The 18,231-nt window shown below is 58.3% G+C and carries 17 protein-coding genes, 2 tRNA genes and 3 pseudogenes; 11 read left to right on the top strand and 11 right to left on the bottom strand.

Annotated features, from left to right (window positions below):
- The first annotated feature begins 38 nt into the window (after positions 1–38).
- From ACXADQ_RS14095 to ACXADQ_RS14075, 5 genes are all read left to right on the top strand, one after another.
- On the top strand, positions 39–1,292 hold the full coding sequence (locus ACXADQ_RS14095; protein ID WP_475321777.1) for an ABC transporter substrate-binding protein: 1,254 nt from the start codon (positions 39–41) through the stop codon (positions 1,290–1,292).
- Between the two features lie 70 nt (positions 1,293–1,362).
- Positions 1,363–2,319 (top strand): branched-chain amino acid ABC transporter permease, encoded by a 957-nt coding sequence (locus ACXADQ_RS14090; protein ID WP_475321773.1) that lies wholly within the window; start codon positions 1,363–1,365, stop codon positions 2,317–2,319.
- A 1-nt stretch (position 2,320) separates the two neighbouring features.
- Entirely contained in the window at positions 2,321–3,316 is a 996-nt protein-coding gene (locus ACXADQ_RS14085; protein ID WP_475321769.1) for a branched-chain amino acid ABC transporter permease, read from the top strand.
- Positions 3,313–4,023, top strand: coding sequence for an ABC transporter ATP-binding protein (locus ACXADQ_RS14080; protein WP_475321764.1), 711 nt, complete (start codon positions 3,313–3,315; stop codon positions 4,021–4,023). Before ACXADQ_RS14085 ends, ACXADQ_RS14080 begins: the two co-directional genes overlap by 4 nt.
- Positions 4,024–4,026: 3 nt before the next feature.
- Entirely contained in the window at positions 4,027–4,767 is a 741-nt protein-coding gene (locus ACXADQ_RS14075; RefSeq protein ID WP_475321761.1) for an ABC transporter ATP-binding protein, read from the top strand.
- A 14-nt stretch (positions 4,768–4,781) separates the two neighbouring features.
- Here ACXADQ_RS14075 and ACXADQ_RS14070 read toward each other — a convergent pair whose 3' ends face one another.
- Positions 4,782–5,546: an SDR family NAD(P)-dependent oxidoreductase gene (locus tag ACXADQ_RS14070; protein ID WP_475321758.1), complete on the bottom strand. Its 765-nt coding sequence runs from the start codon at positions 5,544–5,546 to the stop codon at positions 4,782–4,784.
- A gap of 135 nt (positions 5,547–5,681) precedes the next feature.
- Between ACXADQ_RS14070 and ACXADQ_RS14065 the strand changes: the two genes are divergently transcribed.
- The 3 genes from ACXADQ_RS14065 to ACXADQ_RS14055 all read left to right on the top strand — a co-directional run bounded on the left by ACXADQ_RS14065 (position 5,682) and on the right by ACXADQ_RS14055 (position 9,204).
- Positions 5,682–7,397 (top strand): thiamine pyrophosphate-requiring protein, encoded by a 1,716-nt coding sequence (locus tag ACXADQ_RS14065; RefSeq protein ID WP_475321755.1) that lies wholly within the window; start codon positions 5,682–5,684, stop codon positions 7,395–7,397.
- Between the two features lie 87 nt (positions 7,398–7,484).
- A complete protein-coding gene (locus ACXADQ_RS14060; RefSeq protein WP_475321751.1) occupies positions 7,485–7,700 on the top strand; it encodes a hypothetical protein in 216 nt (71 codons plus the stop codon).
- 344 nt (positions 7,701–8,044) lie between these two features.
- A protein-coding gene (locus ACXADQ_RS14055) for an IS3 family transposase (protein WP_475321747.1) occupies positions 8,045–9,204 on the top strand; the annotation gives its coding sequence in 2 pieces (ribosomal slippage) (positions 8,045–8,294 and positions 8,294–9,204; 1,161 coding nt in all).
- Here the strand turns inward: ACXADQ_RS14055 and ACXADQ_RS14050 are convergent.
- The 4 genes and pseudogenes from ACXADQ_RS14050 to ACXADQ_RS14035 form a co-directional block, all read right to left on the bottom strand.
- A pseudogene (locus ACXADQ_RS14050) lies at positions 9,158–9,724 on the bottom strand (glycosyltransferase); the annotation flags it as partial. The gene ACXADQ_RS14055 and the pseudogene ACXADQ_RS14050 overlap by 47 nt on opposite strands.
- Positions 9,725–10,003: 279 nt before the next feature.
- Complete coding sequence (locus ACXADQ_RS14045) at positions 10,004–11,251, bottom strand: DUF5677 domain-containing protein (RefSeq protein WP_475321742.1); 1,248 nt, start codon at positions 11,249–11,251, stop codon at positions 10,004–10,006.
- A 44-nt stretch (positions 11,252–11,295) separates the two neighbouring features.
- The gene (locus ACXADQ_RS14040; protein ID WP_475321739.1) at positions 11,296–12,171 is read right to left on the bottom strand and encodes a DUF4231 domain-containing protein; all 876 of its coding nucleotides are present in this window, start codon (positions 12,169–12,171) and stop codon (positions 11,296–11,298) included.
- On the bottom strand, positions 12,168–12,506 hold the full coding sequence (locus tag ACXADQ_RS14035) for a TIR domain-containing protein (RefSeq protein ID WP_475321736.1): 339 nt from the start codon (positions 12,504–12,506) through the stop codon (positions 12,168–12,170). Before ACXADQ_RS14035 ends, ACXADQ_RS14040 begins: the two co-directional genes overlap by 4 nt.
- 30 nt (positions 12,507–12,536) lie before the next feature.
- Between ACXADQ_RS14035 and ACXADQ_RS14030 the strand changes: the two genes are divergently transcribed.
- Positions 12,537–12,812 carry a hypothetical protein gene (locus ACXADQ_RS14030; RefSeq protein ID WP_475321733.1) on the top strand — a complete coding sequence of 92 codons (276 nt, stop codon included), beginning with the start codon at positions 12,537–12,539 and terminating at the stop codon, positions 12,810–12,812.
- Here the strand turns inward: ACXADQ_RS14030 and ACXADQ_RS14025 are convergent.
- Together ACXADQ_RS14025 and ACXADQ_RS14020 are read right to left on the bottom strand one after the other, a co-directional pair.
- Positions 12,798–12,872: transfer RNA gene (locus ACXADQ_RS14025), tRNA-Asn, on the bottom strand. The two genes, ACXADQ_RS14030 and ACXADQ_RS14025, sit on opposite strands and share 15 nt — an antisense overlap.
- 91 nt (positions 12,873–12,963) lie before the next feature.
- Positions 12,964–13,875: an MBL fold metallo-hydrolase gene (locus tag ACXADQ_RS14020; protein WP_475321728.1), complete on the bottom strand. Its 912-nt coding sequence runs from the start codon at positions 13,873–13,875 to the stop codon at positions 12,964–12,966.
- A gap of 41 nt (positions 13,876–13,916) precedes the next feature.
- On the opposite strand from ACXADQ_RS14020, the gene ACXADQ_RS14015 reads away from it, so the two are divergent.
- Positions 13,917–15,236 carry an ATP-binding protein gene (locus tag ACXADQ_RS14015; RefSeq protein WP_475321724.1) on the top strand — a complete coding sequence of 440 codons (1,320 nt, stop codon included), beginning with the start codon at positions 13,917–13,919 and terminating at the stop codon, positions 15,234–15,236.
- Between the two features lie 663 nt (positions 15,237–15,899).
- On the top strand, positions 15,900–16,421 hold the full coding sequence (locus ACXADQ_RS14010) for a hypothetical protein (protein ID WP_475321720.1): 522 nt from the start codon (positions 15,900–15,902) through the stop codon (positions 16,419–16,421).
- A gap of 220 nt (positions 16,422–16,641) precedes the next feature.
- Here the strand turns inward: ACXADQ_RS14010 and ACXADQ_RS14005 are convergent.
- The 4 genes and pseudogenes from ACXADQ_RS14005 to ACXADQ_RS13990 form a co-directional block, all read right to left on the bottom strand.
- Positions 16,642–16,821, bottom strand: a pseudogene (locus tag ACXADQ_RS14005) (hypothetical protein); the annotation flags it as partial.
- A 27-nt stretch (positions 16,822–16,848) separates the two neighbouring features.
- A pseudogene (locus ACXADQ_RS14000) lies at positions 16,849–17,205 on the bottom strand (integrase core domain-containing protein); the annotation flags it as partial.
- A 52-nt stretch (positions 17,206–17,257) separates the two neighbouring features.
- Positions 17,258–17,401: a hypothetical protein gene (locus tag ACXADQ_RS13995; protein ID WP_475321716.1), complete on the bottom strand. Its 144-nt coding sequence runs from the start codon at positions 17,399–17,401 to the stop codon at positions 17,258–17,260.
- Positions 17,402–17,748: 347 nt separating this feature from the next.
- Positions 17,749–17,824: transfer RNA gene (locus ACXADQ_RS13990), tRNA-Ile, on the bottom strand.
- Between the last annotated feature and the right edge of the window lie 407 nt (positions 17,825–18,231).

Below are 18,231 nucleotides of genomic sequence, written 5' to 3'. Positions count from 1 at the left end.
GTCCGAAAATTCGACTTTGTCATTCCAGGGAGGAAAACATGACGAACCAACGCAAACTTCTGGCACTGGCCAGCGTGATGGGGATGGGCTTTGCGGCCCCGGCGATGGCGGCACCGATGTGTGGCGCCAATACCGGCCAGGCCGCCAGCGGAGAGCCGATCATCGTGGGCGGCATCCATGGCAACGCGGCCCCCGGCGACTTCTCGGCCGCCACCGACGCCGCCGCGGCCAATTTCAAATGCGTGAATGCCAATGGCGGCATCCATGGCCGCCCCGTGGATTACCGTGTTGAAAACGACCAGTGGAACCCCGAACTGGCCGCCCAAGCCGCTGCGAAACTGGTGAATGACACCAACTCGGTCGCGCTGGTCGGCAACGGCTCGTTCATCGAGATGGCCGTGAACGCGGGCACCTATGTGGACGCGGATATCATGGTGATGGCCTCGGCCTGTGCGATCTCGGAGTGTTTCGAGACCCCCAACATCGTGTCGACCAACCAGGGCCCCCTGCCCTCGAACCTGGGCGCGGTGCAATACGCGCGTGAAGAGCTGGGCGCGACCAATATCTCGTGCATTGGTCTGAACATTCCCAACAACGGTATCTGGTCCTGCGAAGCCTCGATCAACTATATGAAGGACAATGGCGGCGACGGCAGCATGGCGCTGCTGAACCCCGGAGCGCCGGACGTGAACTCGGCACTGCTCGAGGCCGTGTCCTCGGGGGCTGACACCATCCTGATCAACCAGCCCGCCGGTCTGGCCCTGGCCATTCTGAAAGCGGCCGAGGAACAGGACCTGCGCGATGCCTTCAACTGGATCGCGCCGACTCCGCTGTACGATCTGTCGATCCCCGATCAGCTGAGCGATTACTGGCATGGCCACGTCTATGTGAACGCCGAGCTGGCCCCGTTCCAGGTCAACGGCCCGGACGCTCAGAACTGGATTCAGGTCATGGACGGCTATGCCAACCCCGAGGACCCGCGCGATACCTTTGCGCAGGCCGGTTATCTGTCGGCCAAATTCTTCACCGAAACCATGCTGGCCATGGACCCTGCCGACGTGGATGACCGCGACAAGGTGGGCGATGCGATCCGCGCCATCAAAGGCCTGGAATTTGACCTGATGTGTGGCCCCTACTATGTCGGGGACGCCGAGTATCACATGCCCAACCACGCGGGCTACATGGTGAAAATCGTCAAGGGTGGCTACGAGATCGTGCGCGACTGCTATGAGTATGACAGCGCCTATTTCGAGCCGCATATCGCCCTGGAAAAAGAGCTTGGCCTGCGCTGAGCCAATCTGACCCTACAAGGTGCAGCAGGGCCGCGCGTCTTGCTGCACCCAACCTTCGGGCGGGACCCCAATGAATAAAACCACTCTCCTCAACTGGGGGCTTTACCTGGTGCTGATGGCCGTCATCCTGACATGGCTCGGCTGGGGTAAACCCATGAAAATACAGGGCTTGTTCCTGGCCTCGGGCCTGGCGACGGGTTCGCTTTATGCGCTGGGCGGAATTGGCATGGTCGTGCTGTTCCGGGCCACGGGCGTTTTGAATTTCTCGGGCGGGGCTGCGGGGGCAGCTGGCGCCATGACCGCTTGGCAACTGGTCGAATGGGGCGTCTGGGGCCCCGTCGCCTGGAGCGCCTGCATCCTGATGGCGCTGGCCATCACCCTGTTTTACGGCCGCATGATCGCACCGCATCTGGCCTGGCGTGAACCCGTGGTCAAGGCCGTGGCGACGCTGGGTTTTGCGCTGATCATCCTGGGCCTGGTTAGTTTTCTGTGGATCGACGATCCGCGCTCGATTTCCCTGCCGACGGACAAGATCGGCATCCGTTTCCTGGGCCTGCGCGTGACCGCGACCCGCCTGATCGTCTTTGCCGCCTCGATCCTGATCGTGATCGGCATCTACCTGTTCCTCAGCCGCACCAAGGTGGGCTTGCAAATGCGCAGCCTGGCCAATGACCGAGACCTGTCGGCGCTAATCGGCATCCCGATCCTGAAGGTCGAAACCATCGCCTGGGGCATCTCGGGTGTCCTGGCGGGCTTTACCGGGCTGATGTTCGCCGACCTGATCCGGCTGGAACCCACCGTCATCACCTTCATGGTGATCCCCTCGATTGCCGCTGCCATCTGCGGACGGCTGGACAACCTGGCGCTGGTGCTGGTGGGCGGCCTGTCGATGGGTGTGATCGAGAATATGCTGACGCTGTCCTCGACCCTCAAAGGTGTGCGCCCCATCGCACCCTTCGTCATTGCCGCGCTGGTTCTGTTGTGGTCACAACGCGGCTCGCGTCTGACCTTCGGCGGGAGGGACTGACATGGATAAGCGTTTGTTCCAAATCACGCCCTCAGGCTGGAGCGGCCTGACCTTTGCCGCCTTCGCCATCGTCATTCTGCCGCTTGTGGCCGGAAACCTGTGGCTTAGCGTCTTTATCTCGACCGGGTGTTTCATGCTGGCGATCGGCGGCGTGGCCTTCATGTATGCCCGTTTGGGCATGGTCAGCCTAACCCAAGTCGGCCTGATGGGGGTCGGCGGCTGGGTGATGCTGCGGCTGAACCACGCCTATGGCTTGCCATTCGAGGTCAACCTGATCCTGTCCGGCCTGGTGACCATGGCCTTTGGCTGGCTGCTGGCCCTGCCCGCCCTGCGGATGCGCGGGCTGTACCTGGCGCTGGTGACCCTGATGGCCGCCGGAGGGCTGGAAATCCTGTTTGCCACCTATCAATTCCCCAATGGGGGCGAAGGTTTCTGGGGCGTGAAAACCGGCTCGGCCGATGCGTTCCGCCGCCCCTGGCTGGCCCAATCGCCCGAGGCCTATTTCCGCTATACCGTGGTGATCGTCCTGCTGGGTTTCCTGTTCATCGAGGCGCATCGCCGGCTTGCCCCCGGACGCGCCTGGGCGCTGATCCGCCGGTCCGAGGCCGCGGCCATGTCGGCGGGGGTCAACGTCACCCTGTATAAAACATGGGCCTTTGGCATTGCGGGCCTTCTGGCCGGTGTGGCGGGTGGCTTGCTGGCGGGCTCGTTGGGGCTGCTGGATGATGCGACCTTCAAGGCCAGCGAAAGCGTCATGGTCTTTGCCTTGGCGATCGTTGGTGGCGCGCGATACTGGCTGGGCGCGCTGATCGCGGCCACGCTGTTCCGTATCCTGCCTGCCCTGCTGAACAACTGGGGCGTGGATGCGGATCTGAGCTTTGTGATCTTCGGCGCGGGTCTGCTGCATGCGATCATCACCGCCCCCAATGGTCTGGCCGGTCAGTTGATCGACACCATTCAGGCCCGTCTGAGCCCCAGCAAGGAGGCAGAGCAATGATCAACGTGGAAAACGTCAGCGTTCATTTCGGCGGGGTCATCGCGCTGGATCAGGTCTCGGCCCAGTTCACGGCACCAGTGAATGGCATCATCGGCCCCAACGGTGCGGGGAAAACCACGCTGATGAACGTGGTGTCGGGCTTTGTGCAGGTGCATGACGGCCGCATCGACATGGATGGCAAGAACCTGCTGTCCTTGCCCCCCTATCGTCGGGCGCATTGGGGATTGCGGCGCTCGTTCCAGAAGGAAGAGATCGCCAACGACCTGACCGTGTTCGACAATGTTCTGGTGCAGATCGACCATGCCGGGGCCTCGGGCTCAAAACGGGCCGAGGTGCGCCGGATGCTGGAGCTGGTCGGCATGGCCGACAAGGCTGATCGCATGGGGCGCACGCTGGATGGGTTCGAACGACGCCTGACCGATATGGCCAAATGCCTGGTCGGAAACCCGAAACTGGTGATGTTCGATGAACCTGCGGGCGGTCTTTCGGTCGAGGAAACCCACCGGCTGGGCGATCTGATCATGGCCGTGCCCAAGGAAACCGGCGCGCAGGTTCTGGTGATCGACCATGATGTCGAGCTGATCTCGCGCATTTGCACGGACACGCTGGTTCTGGATTTCGGCAAGAAAATCGCCTTTGGCCCCACCGCCGAGGTTCTGGCCGATCCCAAAGTCAAAGCGGCCTATCTTGGCACGGAAGAGGTATAAACGATGGCGTTGGAACTCAACAAACTCAGCGTCGTGCAGGACGGGCGCACCCTGGTGGATCAGATTGATCTGCATCTGGCCCCGGGCAGTGTCACAGCTGTTCTGGGCGCAAATGGCGCGGGCAAGTCCGAGCTGGTTCTGGCCATGGCCGGGATGATGGCCACGGCGAACGGGCAGATGACGCTGGATGGCGCGGACCTGACCGGCAAAGGCCCGGACGTGATCCGTGCTGCTGGCATCGCCGCCGTCCCCGAAGGCCACCGGGTGCTGACCAAGCTCAGCGTGGATGACAATCTGCGCGCGGCTGGGTCCTTGTTGGCAGACGGGCTAGAGGAAACGTTGGCCGATACCTATGCCCTGTTCCCCGAACTGGCCGAACGCAAGAAACAGATCGCGGGCACCATGTCGGGCGGTCAGCAACAAATGCTGGCGCTGGGACATGCCATGATGTGCCGCCCCCGGTTCCTGCTGGTGGATGAAATGTCCCTGGGGCTGGCACCGCTGGTGGTAAAACGGCTGATGGGATTTGTCACCGATCTGAAGGCGCGCGGTGTGGGCATTTTGCTGATCGAACAGTTCACCGATTTGGCGCTGAGCGTCTCGGAAGAGGCGATGGTGCTACGCGGCGGACAGGTGCGCTATAGCGGTCGGGCGGAAAATCTGATCAAGGACCCCGATCTGCTGGATCAGGCCTATTTCGGGATTGATGCCGTCGAAGAGGGTGCCGGACTGGCGGCCCACTAGGGGGGCCGCTGACCTTATCCGCTCATCCCGCCATCAACGGACAGGATCGTCCCGGTGGTAAAGCTGCTTTGATCCGAGGCCAGATACAAAACCGAGCGCGCCACCTCCTCGGGGGTGGCGTGACGCCCCATCGGGATGATTTCGTCAAAGAATTCAGTGCCATCGCGGCCAATGATTTCGCCCAGATCGTCCTCGACCCGCTGCTGAAACCCGTTGGATACCGGACCGGGATTGATCGTGTTCACCCGAATGCCGCGCGGCGCCAGATCCTTGGCCAGCACCCGCATCAGCCCGGTTAATGCATGTTTGGCCGTGATATAGCCATAGACCCCCGGATCACCACGCAGCCCGGCAACACTGGAGGTGATGATGATGCTGCCGCCCTGCCCCATATGCGGAACCACGTGTTTGGCCGCCAAAAACGCGCCGCGCACATGCACGGCCAACACCTGATCGAACACCTCGGTCGGGTACTCCTCGATCGGGGCAACGGTGCCGAAATTGCCCGCATTGCTGAACAACACGTCGATCTGGCCATAGGCATCCAGCGTCTTCGCAACATAGCGGGCAACATCCGCATCATCCGAGACATCCGCGACGCAGCTTTGCACCGCCCCCTTCTGCGCCAACGCGTCGACGGCCTCGGACAAGGCCGCCGCGTCCCGATCCACAAGCATCACTTTGGCGCCCTGCGTTAACATCTTCTCTGCCGAGGCCCGGCCGATGCTGCCCGCCCCTCCGGTGATCAGGCAGACCTTGTTTTCCAGTCCAAATTCCATCGCTTCCCTCCTCCGTCTTCGCTGGGGTTAGTCTAGGGGATAACCCGTCTATCACCTATGATTTCTTTACGAATTTCCTTGCAATCAGCCCCTGAAATACGCCTAGCTGACACAAGGGAACGAGGGAGAGCACACATGTCCGGGACTGAACCGAACCAAGACCGCCTGTCCGCCGGCGCGGCACTGTTTGGCAAGCTCAAGGCTCTGGGTGTGGACTATGTTTTTACCAATTCCGGCACCGATTTTCCGCCCATCATCGAAGGATATGCCGCCGCCAAAGCCGCCGGTCATGACCTGCCCCAGCCCATCATCGCACCGCACGAACATGCCGCCGTGTCGATGGCGCACGGGTATTACCAGATTTCAGGGCAGGCTCAGGCGGTGATGCTGCACACGAATGTCGGTCTGTCCAATGGTGTCACCGGCGCGATCAATGCCTGGTGCGACCAGATCCCAATGATCCTGATGTCGGGGCGAACGCCGACCCTGGAACGCGGGCGGTTTGGCGCGCGCACCGTGCCTATCGGTTGGGGCCAGGAAATGTTTGACCAGACGGCTTTGATCCGGGAAACGACCAAATGGGATTACGAACTGCGCTTCCCCGAACAGATTGCCGAGGTCCTGGATCGCGCCTGGGCCATCGCGAATTCAACGCCCAAAGGCCCTGTCTATCTAAGCTTGCCGCGTGAGGTTCTGTGCCAGCCCGGCCCAACCGAGGGCATGGATGCCCCAAGCACAATGGCCCCGGTTCAAATAGCCGCGGACCCGGGCGCGCTCGAACGCGCAGCTGCCGCCCTCGCCCAGGCCAAAGCGCCCTTGATCATCGCGCAGCGCGGCGCCGGCAGCGCCCAGGCCTTCGCGCAGCTCAGCGCCTTCACCCAGGATTTCGCCATTCCGCTTGCGCATTACTGGTCCAATCAATTGGCCATCCCCATCGCGCATCCGATGCAGATCGGAGCCGACCCTGAACCATGGCTGTCGCAGGCGGATGTGGTGCTGGTGATCGATTCACTGGCCCCGTGGTTCCCCGAGACATCCAGCCCGCCCGCAGACGCGACCGTCATTCAGCTGGGGCCCGATCCTTTGTTCTCACGCACGCCCGTACGCAACTTTCGCGCCGATATCACGCTGGGCGGAGCAACTGAACAAACCCTGCCTGCTTTGATCAACAGGGTTCGTGAGCTTTCGGAAAACGCGCCCGATATGAGCCATCGCAGGGAATCGATTAGCGTTTTATCTCAGTCTATTAAGGATAAAAGCTTAAGCAATGCATTAGCTGGCAACACCAGCCCGATGACCAAAGACTGGGTCGCACATTGTCTTGGACAGGTCATCCAGGATCGCAAAGCGACCGTGTTTCACGAGCTTGGCTGCCCGCTGCAACCGCTGAAGCTGTCACAGCACAACAGCTATTTCCAAGAGCCCCATTCCGGTGGGCTGGGCTGGGGTTTTCCCGCCGCTCTGGGGGCGCAACTGGCCGATCCGGACCGCTTGGTTTTCGCGACCATGGGCGATGGCAGCTATATGTTTTCGAACCCCACAGCCTGCCATTTCATCGCCGAGGCAAACAATCTGCCGGTGATCATTCTGGTGCTGAACAACGAAGAATGGGGCGCTGTGCGCGCCTCGGTCGAGGGGCTCTATCCCGATGGCAGCGCACGGCAAGCGAACGAGCTGCCAATGACCTCTTTGCGCCCCAGCCCTGACTTCACCCAAACTGCCCGTGCCAGCCGCGCCTACACCGAAACCATTACCGACGGTGCTGATCTTCCCGCAGCATTGGAACGCGCCGTCGATATCGCTCTATCCGAAAAACGTCAGGTCCTGTTGAACATCGCGATTGCCCGCTGACGGGACCTGGACGTTGATCGCCTCACAGCGACGACAGACCGGCCTCGGTTGCTAAGCGATCCATCTTAGAGGAAGTTGATCCAGGGAATGAACCGCGTTGTTGGGGCGCCAAATGGCCTCGCCTGTCAGCTCGATCCGGTCAACACGCCGCGCCAGTTCTGGGAACAAGGCCTTGCCCTCGGCGCGGGCAATCGTCTGGCTGACCTGAGTCCTTTGTCTGACGTCAGCGCCAACGGGACAGTTTGGGCTGATTTGATAAGGGAGGCTTTCTGGCACATCGTAACCACCAAGGAGTGGAGATGAGACAGAAACCCGGAACCCGCAAGAGCCACGGCGAGAAGGTCGTCAAAGACATCCGCCGCGCCACGCGCAAGCAGTATTCAGCTGAGTGAGCCCGTGAACGCCATTGGTCTGAGTGATCGGGGATGGGGAATGAGACCTTTGGGCGCCAGCACGTATTTATTCGGACGGTTGGTGGCCACGGTCGGAATGTCGGTCGTCGGTATCATCCAGGCCGTTTCTATGACCAGGGTCTCCATTTCCATGACAACACAAATCAACGCCCCCGACTTGCCTTCCTGACCTGCCCCCCGAAATCCCCCGCACTTTAATGTAGAGTTTGCTCAACCTCTTGAAGGAGCAAACAAATGCGAAAGAGCCGTTTCACTGAAGCCCAGATCATTGGGATGATCAAAGAACAAGAAGCCGGGATTCCGACGGCGGAGGTGTGCCGCAAGCATGGCCTGAGCCAGGGCACGTTCTACAAATTCAAATCCAAGTATGGCGGCATGGAAGTGTCTGATGCGGCCAAGCTGAAGGCGATGGAGGACGAGAACGCCAAGCTTAAACGTCTGCTGGCCGATGCCATGCTGGACAACGTTGTGCTGAAGGATTTGCTGGGAAAGAGTTGACGACGCCGAATGAGCGGCGAGAGGCAGCGCTCAGGGCGATGCGGGATCATGACATCTCGCAACGCCGGGCCTGCCGACTTGTCGGTGTCGATCCGAAGACGGTCCGGCGTGAACGCCCGCCGGACAATCCTGAGATACGCAAGGAGATGAAGGCCGTCGCGGCCAAACGGCGTCGGTTTGGCTACCGCCGGATCGGCGTGATGCTGGAGCGCGAAGGATACGTGATGAACCACAAGAAGCTGTATCGGCTGTACACCGAGGAGAAGCTGGGCGTTCGGCGACGGCGTGGACGGAAACGGGCGCGTGGGTCTCGAACACCAATGCCAGAGGCTTTGAGGCCAGGCGAACGTTGGTCGATGGACTTCCTGTCGGACACGTTCGGGGCATCACGCCGGTTCCGCATCCTGGCCGTCAATGACGATTGCTGCCGTGAGAACCTGTGCCTGATGGCCGACACCAGCATCTCGGGTGCCCGGGTTGCGCGTGAGTTGGATGCGCTTGTGCGTATCTATGGCAAGCCTGCCAGCATTGTCAGCGATAACGGGACTGAGTTCACAAGCCGGGCAATCCTGAAATGGGCGAACGACAACGGCGTCGACTGGCACTACATTGATCCGGGCAAGCCACAGCAGAATGCCTTCATCGAGTCATTCAACGGCAGCTTGCGCGACGAATGTCTAAATGAAGAGATGTTCGAAAGTCTGGATGATGCGCGTCGAAAACTGGCGCTCTGGCGGTACGACTACAACAACGTCAGGCCGCACTCATCTCTCGGAAACAAAACGCCCGCAGAAGCGCGCCGAACGCTTGAGCAATTTGAGAGCTCCGCGTCCGGCGCGCTTGCCCAAATTGACGACCAAGACTATGAAAACCAGACCCGCAGACTCTCGTTATGAATGAGGGAGCCTCGGGGGGCAGGTCATCACAGGCAAGGACGGCTTGCACGACGGCGCAGTCAGGATCAGCGAGCAGTCGTGCAACCGCGCGCTTCGGCTGGTCTGGTGTGGGGCGGTCCTCCGCGTCAAAGATCACCACCACTTCGCCGCGCGTGTGAAGCAGCCCGTAGTTCACGGCGCGCGGTTTTGTGCGCGGCTTTCCGTATGGGACGACGAGGACGCGATACGGCCAGAAGTCGAGGGCAGCGCGCGTCTCGTGGTCGTCTTCCTCGACAAGCAGCACGATCTCGGGCGACGGGTAGTCGAGCGCGCGCATCGCGCGGGCGAGTTCTGCAATGACCGACGGTTCGCGGTAGACGGGCAGCAGGATCGTCAAGGACGGCCAGCGTTCGGGTTCTGGCGACGGCACGTCCCGCCACGGTATCAACGCGCCGACGCGCAGGGCAAGGATTGCCGCGAAGGCAGGCACGAGCGCCCACGCGAGGGGCGGGTAGATCAGCGGCAACGCCGCCACGACCATCAGCAGCGCGCCAACCCAAGGCTCCTTGATCGACCGGGCCGATAGATGCTCTGGAACGGAAGAAGCCGCCCACTGGGCGGCTTCGTCGATCTGTTCGAAGGTCTGGTGTTTCATCCACGCCTCCGCATTGGAGGCTTGGAACGGGCTGCGAGGCGAGCCTTCGCGTCAGCGGGCCAATCTATCTGTTGGATGGAAATCATTTCTGCCCCCAAGGCATCGGTTGATGGAGGCATGTTTCATAAGTGCCGGTCAGGCGACCGGGTCAACCGGGGATTGAGTTTAATCGACCAATCCTGTCCGTATTTCCATCTCTTCCCTTTCCAACCTCCTCGCAGCCTTGCCACACGCCTTTGCAACCTTGTCGCGTAGTAATGCCAGCGCCTGCATTTGGATCGCATTCTCCAATTCGTCACGCTTCCCAAAAACCAACGAAGTTACATGAAGGAGGGAATAGGCGGTGTTAACTGCTGGAACATCAATCCCCGCATTGGACGCGCCACCATGTATAAAGGGATGACCGCCAATTGATCCGAGTCCCCTTATTCCACCAGCTATGCCAGCGTGTATTTTGTAGCTTGACCACTTATAGTCTGGGGGTAACGCGTCCCAATCGACGGCTCGTTCAAGATCGCTAAATCGGGGGGCTTTGGATTGCAGATTATGAGCAGCCCACCCGTATTGACCCGCAAACGACTTGCCGAACTTCGCCACGAGATTCTGAAAATCAAATTCAAGCTCCTTTAGGTCGCCTTCCAGCGTGCTCGGATCATACTCCTTGCCCTCATGCCGGAATTCATTGATTAAGGCTTCCCGCATGCTGACTACGTCGTGAGCCAAATAGCGCTCGGCGATCTCATCTCCGAAGCGGTCGATTACAAACGCAACAACGGAGATTTCGTAGAGCGTGCGCCAACGAGCATAAGCACCATCCGCCAGACCGTTTTCCAAAAGAGTTAATATTTCCAACGTTGTTTGGCAGGCCCGCATGTGAAGGATCACCAGAGCTTGGCGTTTTGCAATTCCTGTCTTTGCCTTTGAGCGCGCCAACCGGTCTGCGAAGTCCTGTCCGATTTCTCGTGACGCGGTGAGCATCATGCGAAGCGGGTCCAATCCTTTTGACCACCGAAGGTCAATGCGGTCGCGAAAATAGCGCACGTCATTCCGCTCATGGACTTTCTGTTCTGGCCATCTCTTCTCAAGCTCTCGTACCAAAGATTTGGCGCCGTCTTGCATGGAGTTCTTTACCACTTCTGGCAGCCCGTCTTTGAGAAAACGGTCGAGTGACTCCATGATTTCATCGCCGTCTTCTTCGGTGAAGGCAATGCTTAGGTCTTTCGTTGTGCCTTCATCACCGTCGTCCCAACTGAACTCTTCGTCACTCTTAGTCAAAATATGCTCAGTCAGAGCACTCAACAGCGCTTTGTCCTCAATGCCCTGATCCTTGAGTTTGCTTTTCAGTTTTCGCCGCAGAAAGTATCTCGGCAGATCGGCCACATGTTCAAGAAGGTGTTTTTTTAGGGTGGTCATATTGATGTCTAAGATTTCGGAAAATGCTGGTCGAAGAAAAAATTCTAGGTTGCATCACGCCGCGCTACCCATTGGGTGTGTTCGCGAGAGAATGCCAGTTCAGCTTCGTTTACAAAATCTGAAAACTCCTGTTCGGCCTTTACGGAATCAGAGTTGCTTCGAATTATGCCGATCTCGTGGGCAGTCAGATTGTAGCTTGCCATAAGCTCGCTATGACGTTTCATCTGCATCCAGCCGATGGCCGATGTCACCACCACGACCAATGGATCGAAAGCGTATGTTGCCCATCCAATTCCGAGCTGATCCGAGTTAAGAGAGATCGCTGCTAGCACATATACAACAATGGTGGCGATCACCCAGAATCTGAACGCGTTCTTGTTCGCCTTCGATTTCTTTGAGTACCAGCGTCGCTGATCATCAATGCGGTTCTCAACGTAGAACGCAAGGCGCTCCTCAAGCGGCAATTGTCGTATCGAAAGCATGGACGCGGTGAATTGATCCGCGTCTGCGTTCTGCAAGTTTTCGGCAAAGTGATGGTTTGCTTTCAGGATGTCACGAAGCAAATTCCTGAATTCTGCTTTGGGCTGCTCTACGCTCTTGGCATCTCCAAAGGGGTGAGATCGCATGGCGAAGCGCCACGTTGAGGTTTTCACCGACTCTGCAAGGGCACGGCACCGATACCAATCTTGATCGAGTTTCTTATAGACTTTGAAAACGAACAAACCAGCTAGGACCACAAGGAGGAGGGTCAGAGCAAGAGGGTTCAACCCTGACAGGCTTCTCGTCGCACTCAGGGAGGCGACACAAAAGAGCAAGAAGTACTCGGCCCTGATGGTCCACCAGAAGGTGTTTTGGGCAGAAGCGGACGCTTCATTCGCGCTATTGTATAGGGCCGGGAAATCAAGGGTCGTGTTGGTCATGAGATCTCCCGAATTCCGGCGACAATGGAATCGGAATTCCAATTAACAACTCTGTCTGACTTTGCCACAACGGCCGATGGCATCATCCTTGCGCCACGAGGACGCACGCCCAAGATCGGTTTTCCGATACTCTCGGCAAAATCCATCTCAAACTGGATCCAATCGCTATGGTTCGTCCACATGCCCCCAATAATGATCACGCAGTTGACCGGGCGAATTTGTTGGCTAAGTTCCTCTTTCATACGATGGTTGGCCATCGGTCCAAATGCTTTCGTTTCAGGCACAGAGTAGTTCGTCCATGTGAAGTAAGGGCGATTGTTCAGCAGGCTGGTCATGGAATTGTACCGCTCGCTGTAGGACCATGAATGGCTGATGAAGAGGCGTTTCGACATATAGTACTCGCAAGGTTGATTGGCGCTAATTGTTGGCACCACTATTTGAACCAAAGGGGAACATGCGCGAACTGCCTAGGGCAGAAATGTTTGAGGGAAGAGAACCTGATTGGTGTGCCGATTGTTTCTTGGGTGACTGCTAGCAACTTTGAAGCGCGTTGCAAAATCGTTGCAAAAACGAAAAAAGGCGATCCCGGAGGATCGCCATTTTTTCTTTACAACCAAGTGGTTGATTGGCTCCGGCGGTAGGGATCGAACCTACGACCAATTGATTAACAGTCAACTGCTCTACCGCTGAGCTACGCCGGAACATGGGGCGGTGTATAGCTTTGAGTTTTTCCGACGTCCAGTGCCTTTTGTGTCATTTTTCCGAAAAAATTCAGGGCGCTGGGTTCTGGAGTCATTTCAGCATAAAACGCGCGGCCTCGGACAGCTCGGATTCTGGTTCGACCTGATTTTTCCCTACCAGATCAACGAGATGCGCAAAGACGTTGCGCGCGGCCGCCCCCATCAAGGCGGGGGGCGTCTCTGTATAGATCCGCTCGGCCAGGCTGCGGGCGGTGCCTGGGGTTTGCTCTAGCACTTGAAGAATAGCCGTTTCCCGCCCCCGACGATGCGCCAGCAACCACTCGACCCGCTCGGCCGGATTCGAAACCGGTGCGCCGTGGCCTGCGTGGAATACCTGCGCGTGATGCCCCTGCAGTCGCTCACAAGATCGCATGAAATCCGTCAGGTCTCCGTCGGGGGGTGACACCAGAGAGCTGGCCCAGCCCATGACCAGATCTCCGGTAAAGATCGCGTCCTCCCATTCAAAGGACAAATGGTTCCCGAAATGGCCCGGAGTCCAGAGCGCGCGCAACGCCCAACCATCGCCCTGAATTTCGGTGCCGTCCGCGACGTTGATATCAGGGGCAAACAACGCGTCCACACCCTCGCCCCCGCCGGCCAATCCTTTGGTGGCCAGATCCTCCATCACTGCGGAACGGCCTGCGCGAAAATCCCCATAGGCATAGACCGGTGCATCGGTGCGTGCGGACAAGGCCCGCGCCAGAGGCGAGTGGTCCAGATGCGCATGGGTGACAATGATATGCGACACCCGCTGCCCAGAATGCAGCGCGTCCAGAATCGCTTGCAGATGGACCGGATCGTCGGGGCCCGGATCAATGACCGCGATGTCACGTTCGCCCAGCAGATAGGTGTTCGTACCGCGATAGGTCATCGGCGAGGGATTGGGTGCCAAAATGCGGCGCAACCCCGGAGCCAATGTCTCGGCCACCCCCGGCTGCGGATTGAAATCGTCCGGTGGCAACATCGTGTATTCCTCTCCCATCGCTCGCCGGTTAGGTTTAGCCCATGTTCTTTCGCTGGCTCAAACGCTATTTGCCCCGCGGCCTGTATTCCCGTGCGGCATTGATCCTGATCCTGCCGGTTGTGACCTTGCAACTGGTGGTGTCAGTCGTCTTCATGCAACGTCACTTCGAGGGCGTGACCCGCCAGATGACCCAGACCGTGGTGCGCGAAGTGCGTCTGCTGCTGGATGATTTGCCGCCGGATCTGGTGGGGATGCAGATCACGTCGCATCTGCGGCCCCTGTCTGACCCTTTGGAAATCACTGTGTTCCCGCCGGGCACCACGCCCCCTGCCCCCAAAGGTATGCGGCGCTGGTACGACGTTACGGGGCTGTATGTGGAATCCAGCCTTTGGGCCGCACTGCCCGAGCTGGCCGGGATTTCCCTGCCGGATGACTATGACGCCCTATTGTTCGTGGACGCCCCCCAGGGCGAGGTGGTGCTACAGCTGGATCGGGCGCGGCTGTCGGCCTCGAACGCGCATCAGTTGTTTGTGCATATGGTGTTCTTTGGCGGGCTGATGACGCTGATCGCCTTTATCTATCTGCGCAATCAGCTGCGGCCCATCACCCGCCTGGCCCGCGCCGCCGAGGCCTTCGGCAAGGGGCGCTCGCTGCCTTATCGCCCCACCGGTGCCACCGAGGTCCGCGCGGCGGGCAACGCGTTTCTGGACATGCGGGCGCGGATTGATCGGCAGATCGAACAGCGCACACAGATGTTGTCAGGTGTCAGCCACGACATGCGCACCCCCCTGACACGGCTGCGCCTGGGGCTGTCCATGCTGGAAGAAGACGACGCCCACGATCTGTTGCGTGATGTGGATGATATGCAACGGATGTTGGACGAGTTCCTGGCCTTTTCTCGTGGGGCCGCCGAGGGCGATCCCGAGCCCACCGACCCGATGCAGTTGGTTCGGGGCGTGGTCGAAGATGCCAAGCGCGCCAATCAGGACGTCACCCTGATCCAGGAAACCGGCGAAGGCATCGTGCAGCTGAACTCAACCGCCATGCGTCGCGCCCTGTCCAATCTGATTGAAAACGGCGTGCGGTACGGCGGCAAAGTGCAGGTCTCGGTCACGCTCACTGAAAAATCTCTGCGGATCCGGGTCGAGGATGACGGTCCTGGCATACCCCCTGAAAAACGCGAACAGGCCCTCAAGGCCTTCACCCGTCTGGACAGCGCGCGCAACCAGAACCGAGGAGGCGGCGTGGGGTTGGGGCTGGCCATAACCTCAGACATCGCCCGCGCCCATGGAGGCGTTTTGCGCCTGGGCTCAAGTGATACGCTGGGCGGTTTGCGGGCAGATATCGTTATCGCGCGCTAAACTACGGCCAGGCCACGATCGCAAACGCGATGACACAGCTCCAAAAAATCACCGCCAATATAATGGCAAGTGCAAGCCCCGCTCCCGGAGGCTTGCGCTTTGGCACTGGCACATCCCTCGCCGGCCTCGACTGATCGAGAACCTCTAAGTGTGGGATCACGTCCATTCACCCTCCAAAATGCTCGCGCAGTTTACCTCTCTCCCATAGGTAGTGTCGCACGACCAACAGGTTAACGCAACGTAAACTTTTGGCGCCCAAAACGGGTGCTCTCTGCAGGGCTGTTTCAATGCGAGATACGTGGTAGGCCCGGCATCATATATATGTAAATATTTGATATTGTTAGTAAATATGATGCTCGCGACAATACCTCAGGTAGCAGATCAAGTAGATAGAACCATTTCGATTTGGCGTCGAAACATATCAGTGACGCAGCAGAACCTAAACTCAGGGCTCCCTTTTATCAATTCTCGGAATGTTTCTGCTGGGGCGTACCGCTTGACGCAAACTACGTCACCAGTTGCTACCTACGACTTGCCGCATAAGTCTAAACAAGGCGCTTGACGCATGACGTACCTTCCTTCTATATGGTGTGCATGATAACGAATCCAGCCATAGATGTGCTCCAGCGAGAGCTCGAGGAAACAGACCGCCAGATTTCTGAGATGGCGGAAGCCCTTAAGGCGTCGAAGGCTAAGCACAAATCTCTTGCAGATGCCCTTGCGGTTCTAACTGGTCAGCCTGCGTTGTCGCATGCGTCACGTTCCACAGTTGACAGCAGCCCGACTCTCAAAGAGCAAATTCTTGACCTTCTAGCCCCTGATGGGATGGGGCTTGCACCCGCTGAAATCGCCCATTTACTAACGGAAAACGGGCGAGAAACAGGGAACACAACTGTTTCGTCAACGCTTTCACGCATGAAGAAAGAAGGCGTTGTTGTTAAACGTGGTGGTAAATGGTTTTTGCCGCAAACTGATGCGTCGCAAGATGTGCGCGAATTGCCGCCCGCCGCTCAAGGTATTCAATCAACGCAACCACCAGATTGGGTGAATAAGGTCGCACAAGACCTTTCTTACCCTCATCAGAATCCAGCCTCCGCAGAGGCCGGAGAAGCGAATACCCAGAGGGGTCACGACCCTCTGGGTATTCTTGGCCTCAAACCAGTTCCGCGCGGGACGCAGGATTAAGGAGTATCCCTATGTGGCAAACCGCTTTAAGAGCCTGATGCCGTAACTTGCGAGTTACGGCGACGGGGAGGCCCTGCGGTGCCTTCCCGTCTTTTCTATGGTACAATCGATTGCAAGTCAAGAATATTGGAGCGAATCCAGCACGTTATCTCTGTAAAAACCACTGAAAACTGGGCAAATAGAAGACTTTATCTCCCAAGAGAAAGCGCGTGGCGTTGGCTCAATCAGTGCGGCGGAATTCGTTGAAACCGCCGCGACCGTGAAAAAAAAACGCAGCCACAAGACGATCAAATATCAGCTTCGATTCCTCGCGATGGTTTGCGTGGAAAGTGAATTCGTCCAGATACTTGCGCATAAGCTGTTGGCTAATAGAAACATGCGTACCTCGGATCGAATGCTTGATCAGCCCCACCTGAGTGGTCCATTTTCACAGATAGTGCATGACTGGTCTCGGGTCCATCGGGATGATGGTTTCCGGGGCGGGAGGGCGATAGCCCAAGGCACTATGTGGTCGTTTGGTATTGTAGTGCTTCCTCCATTGCTCGATCAGGATTTCCGCTTCCCGAAGGCTGTAGAAGGCTTCTCCGTTGAGCAGTTCATCGCGGAACCTGGCGCTGAAGCTTTTGCAGTAGCCGTTCTCCCAAAGTGACCTGCGCGCGATGTAGGCGGTCTTTGCGCCGAGGGCCCTGATCCAATCTTGAACGGCCTGAGCCAAGAACTCCGGGCCGTCGTCAGACCGGATGTAAGCCGTCACACCCTGCATGATGAACAGGTCGCTTGAGGCAGCCCGCGCCTCTCAGCAAAGCCGCGATCCGACGATAACCGCAGCAGCCGCACTAACGCGCCAGCTCGATCATGTCCGCGACCAGACGCTTCTCATCGGCACGTCCATCCACCCGTGACTTGCCTTGCCCGACAAGCACTTCAATCTGCCGAAGCCTAGTGACAATCTTTTCCGGCTTGTGTCTCTTCGTAGCCATCCGAATCCTCCGTTCCCTTACTATAGGGCCGGACCACTTCAGAGGGGGAGGATCAGGCTGAGATGGCAGCAAACTGCCAAAGCGAGCTTCGGGGGGCATCGATGCTAGCCGCAATGGTTCGCCGAGTACGCCTGCTCTCTCAGCATCACAACATTTCTCGAGCAACTAATAACAAATAGGGCACTGAGATACCCCGATGCCCTATTTTGGGTGCCCTATGGGCTGGGCTGGCATGGGACTGTATGGGACAAACAACAAGTCGATTCCAACAGAGAAGATTGAAATAAAACGATTTTCTAGGCGGGAAATGGAACCTATCGCACCTGAGAAACCTCAATGTGGTAGGCTGGTAGGCCCGGCAGGATTTGAACCCGCAACCAAAGCGTTATGAGCGCTCTGCTCTAACCGTTGAGCTACAGGCCCGCCTGAGCGTTGAATACGGCGCTGTCGGACACCCGTCAAGCGGTCCGACGGAATTGCCGTCAGAGGCCCAGGAAAAATGATCTGTGCTCTCGCTATTGCGGCTTGGCGCTCTAGATGGGATGTACGGCTCGGACTCGATCAGAGTCGAGAGTTGCAGACTTGGGCGATTACCCGGTCTCATTTCTCTGGCCCCGGCAAAGCCCACCTTTGCCGGGGCATATTTCCAAGCAATCAGAAATGGCGCGGGTGGGGAATTCCTCCCCTTTACGCCCAGATTTCCCGCACGCTAACATCCTTGGTATATTTTAAACCAAGGATTTTTTCATGACCTGCCTTACTACAATGCCCCTGTGCGCCAACGGCGCGGGTGGCGGATATATCGGCATATTTCAGCCCCGTTCCCGTCA

The sequence above is a fragment of the Thalassovita sp. ABM4_323 genome (genome assembly GCF_056158665.1).
The sequence above is the reverse complement of the archived record's forward strand: the minus strand, read 5'-3'. Positions and strand labels throughout refer to the sequence as shown.

Bases quoted from the DNA above. Each gene is read 5' to 3' on its own strand.
- ACXADQ_RS14090 (WP_475321773.1), top strand. From the start codon at position 1,363: ATGAATAAAACCACTCTCCTCAACTGGGGGCTTTACCTGGTGCTGATG.
- ACXADQ_RS14060 (WP_475321751.1), top strand. From the start codon at position 7,485: ATGAACCGCGTTGTTGGGGCGCCAAATGGCCTCGCCTGTCAGCTCGAT.
- ACXADQ_RS14070 (WP_475321758.1), bottom strand. From the start codon at position 5,546: ATGGAATTTGGACTGGAAAACAAGGTCTGCCTGATCACCGGAGGGGCG.
- ACXADQ_RS14080 (WP_475321764.1), top strand. From the start codon at position 3,313: ATGATCAACGTGGAAAACGTCAGCGTTCATTTCGGCGGGGTCATCGCG.
- ACXADQ_RS14085 (WP_475321769.1), top strand. From the start codon at position 2,321: ATGGATAAGCGTTTGTTCCAAATCACGCCCTCAGGCTGGAGCGGCCTG.
- ACXADQ_RS14045 (WP_475321742.1), bottom strand. From the start codon at position 11,251: ATGACCACCCTAAAAAAACACCTTCTTGAACATGTGGCCGATCTGCCG.
- ACXADQ_RS14010 (WP_475321720.1), top strand. From the start codon at position 15,900: ATGGCGGAAGCCCTTAAGGCGTCGAAGGCTAAGCACAAATCTCTTGCA.
- ACXADQ_RS14065 (WP_475321755.1), top strand. From the start codon at position 5,682: ATGTCCGGGACTGAACCGAACCAAGACCGCCTGTCCGCCGGCGCGGCA.
- ACXADQ_RS14020 (WP_475321728.1), bottom strand. From the start codon at position 13,875: ATGTTGCCACCGGACGATTTCAATCCGCAGCCGGGGGTGGCCGAGACA.
- ACXADQ_RS14075 (WP_475321761.1), top strand. From the start codon at position 4,027: ATGGCGTTGGAACTCAACAAACTCAGCGTCGTGCAGGACGGGCGCACC.
- ACXADQ_RS14040 (WP_475321739.1), bottom strand. From the start codon at position 12,171: ATGACCAACACGACCCTTGATTTCCCGGCCCTATACAATAGCGCGAAT.
- ACXADQ_RS14030 (WP_475321733.1), top strand. From the start codon at position 12,537: ATGGCTGATGAAGAGGCGTTTCGACATATAGTACTCGCAAGGTTGATT.
- ACXADQ_RS14015 (WP_475321724.1), top strand. From the start codon at position 13,917: ATGTTCTTTCGCTGGCTCAAACGCTATTTGCCCCGCGGCCTGTATTCC.
- ACXADQ_RS13995 (WP_475321716.1), bottom strand. From the start codon at position 17,401: ATGGCTACGAAGAGACACAAGCCGGAAAAGATTGTCACTAGGCTTCGG.
- ACXADQ_RS14035 (WP_475321736.1), bottom strand. From the start codon at position 12,506: ATGACCAGCCTGCTGAACAATCGCCCTTACTTCACATGGACGAACTAC.
- ACXADQ_RS14095 (WP_475321777.1), top strand. From the start codon at position 39: ATGACGAACCAACGCAAACTTCTGGCACTGGCCAGCGTGATGGGGATG.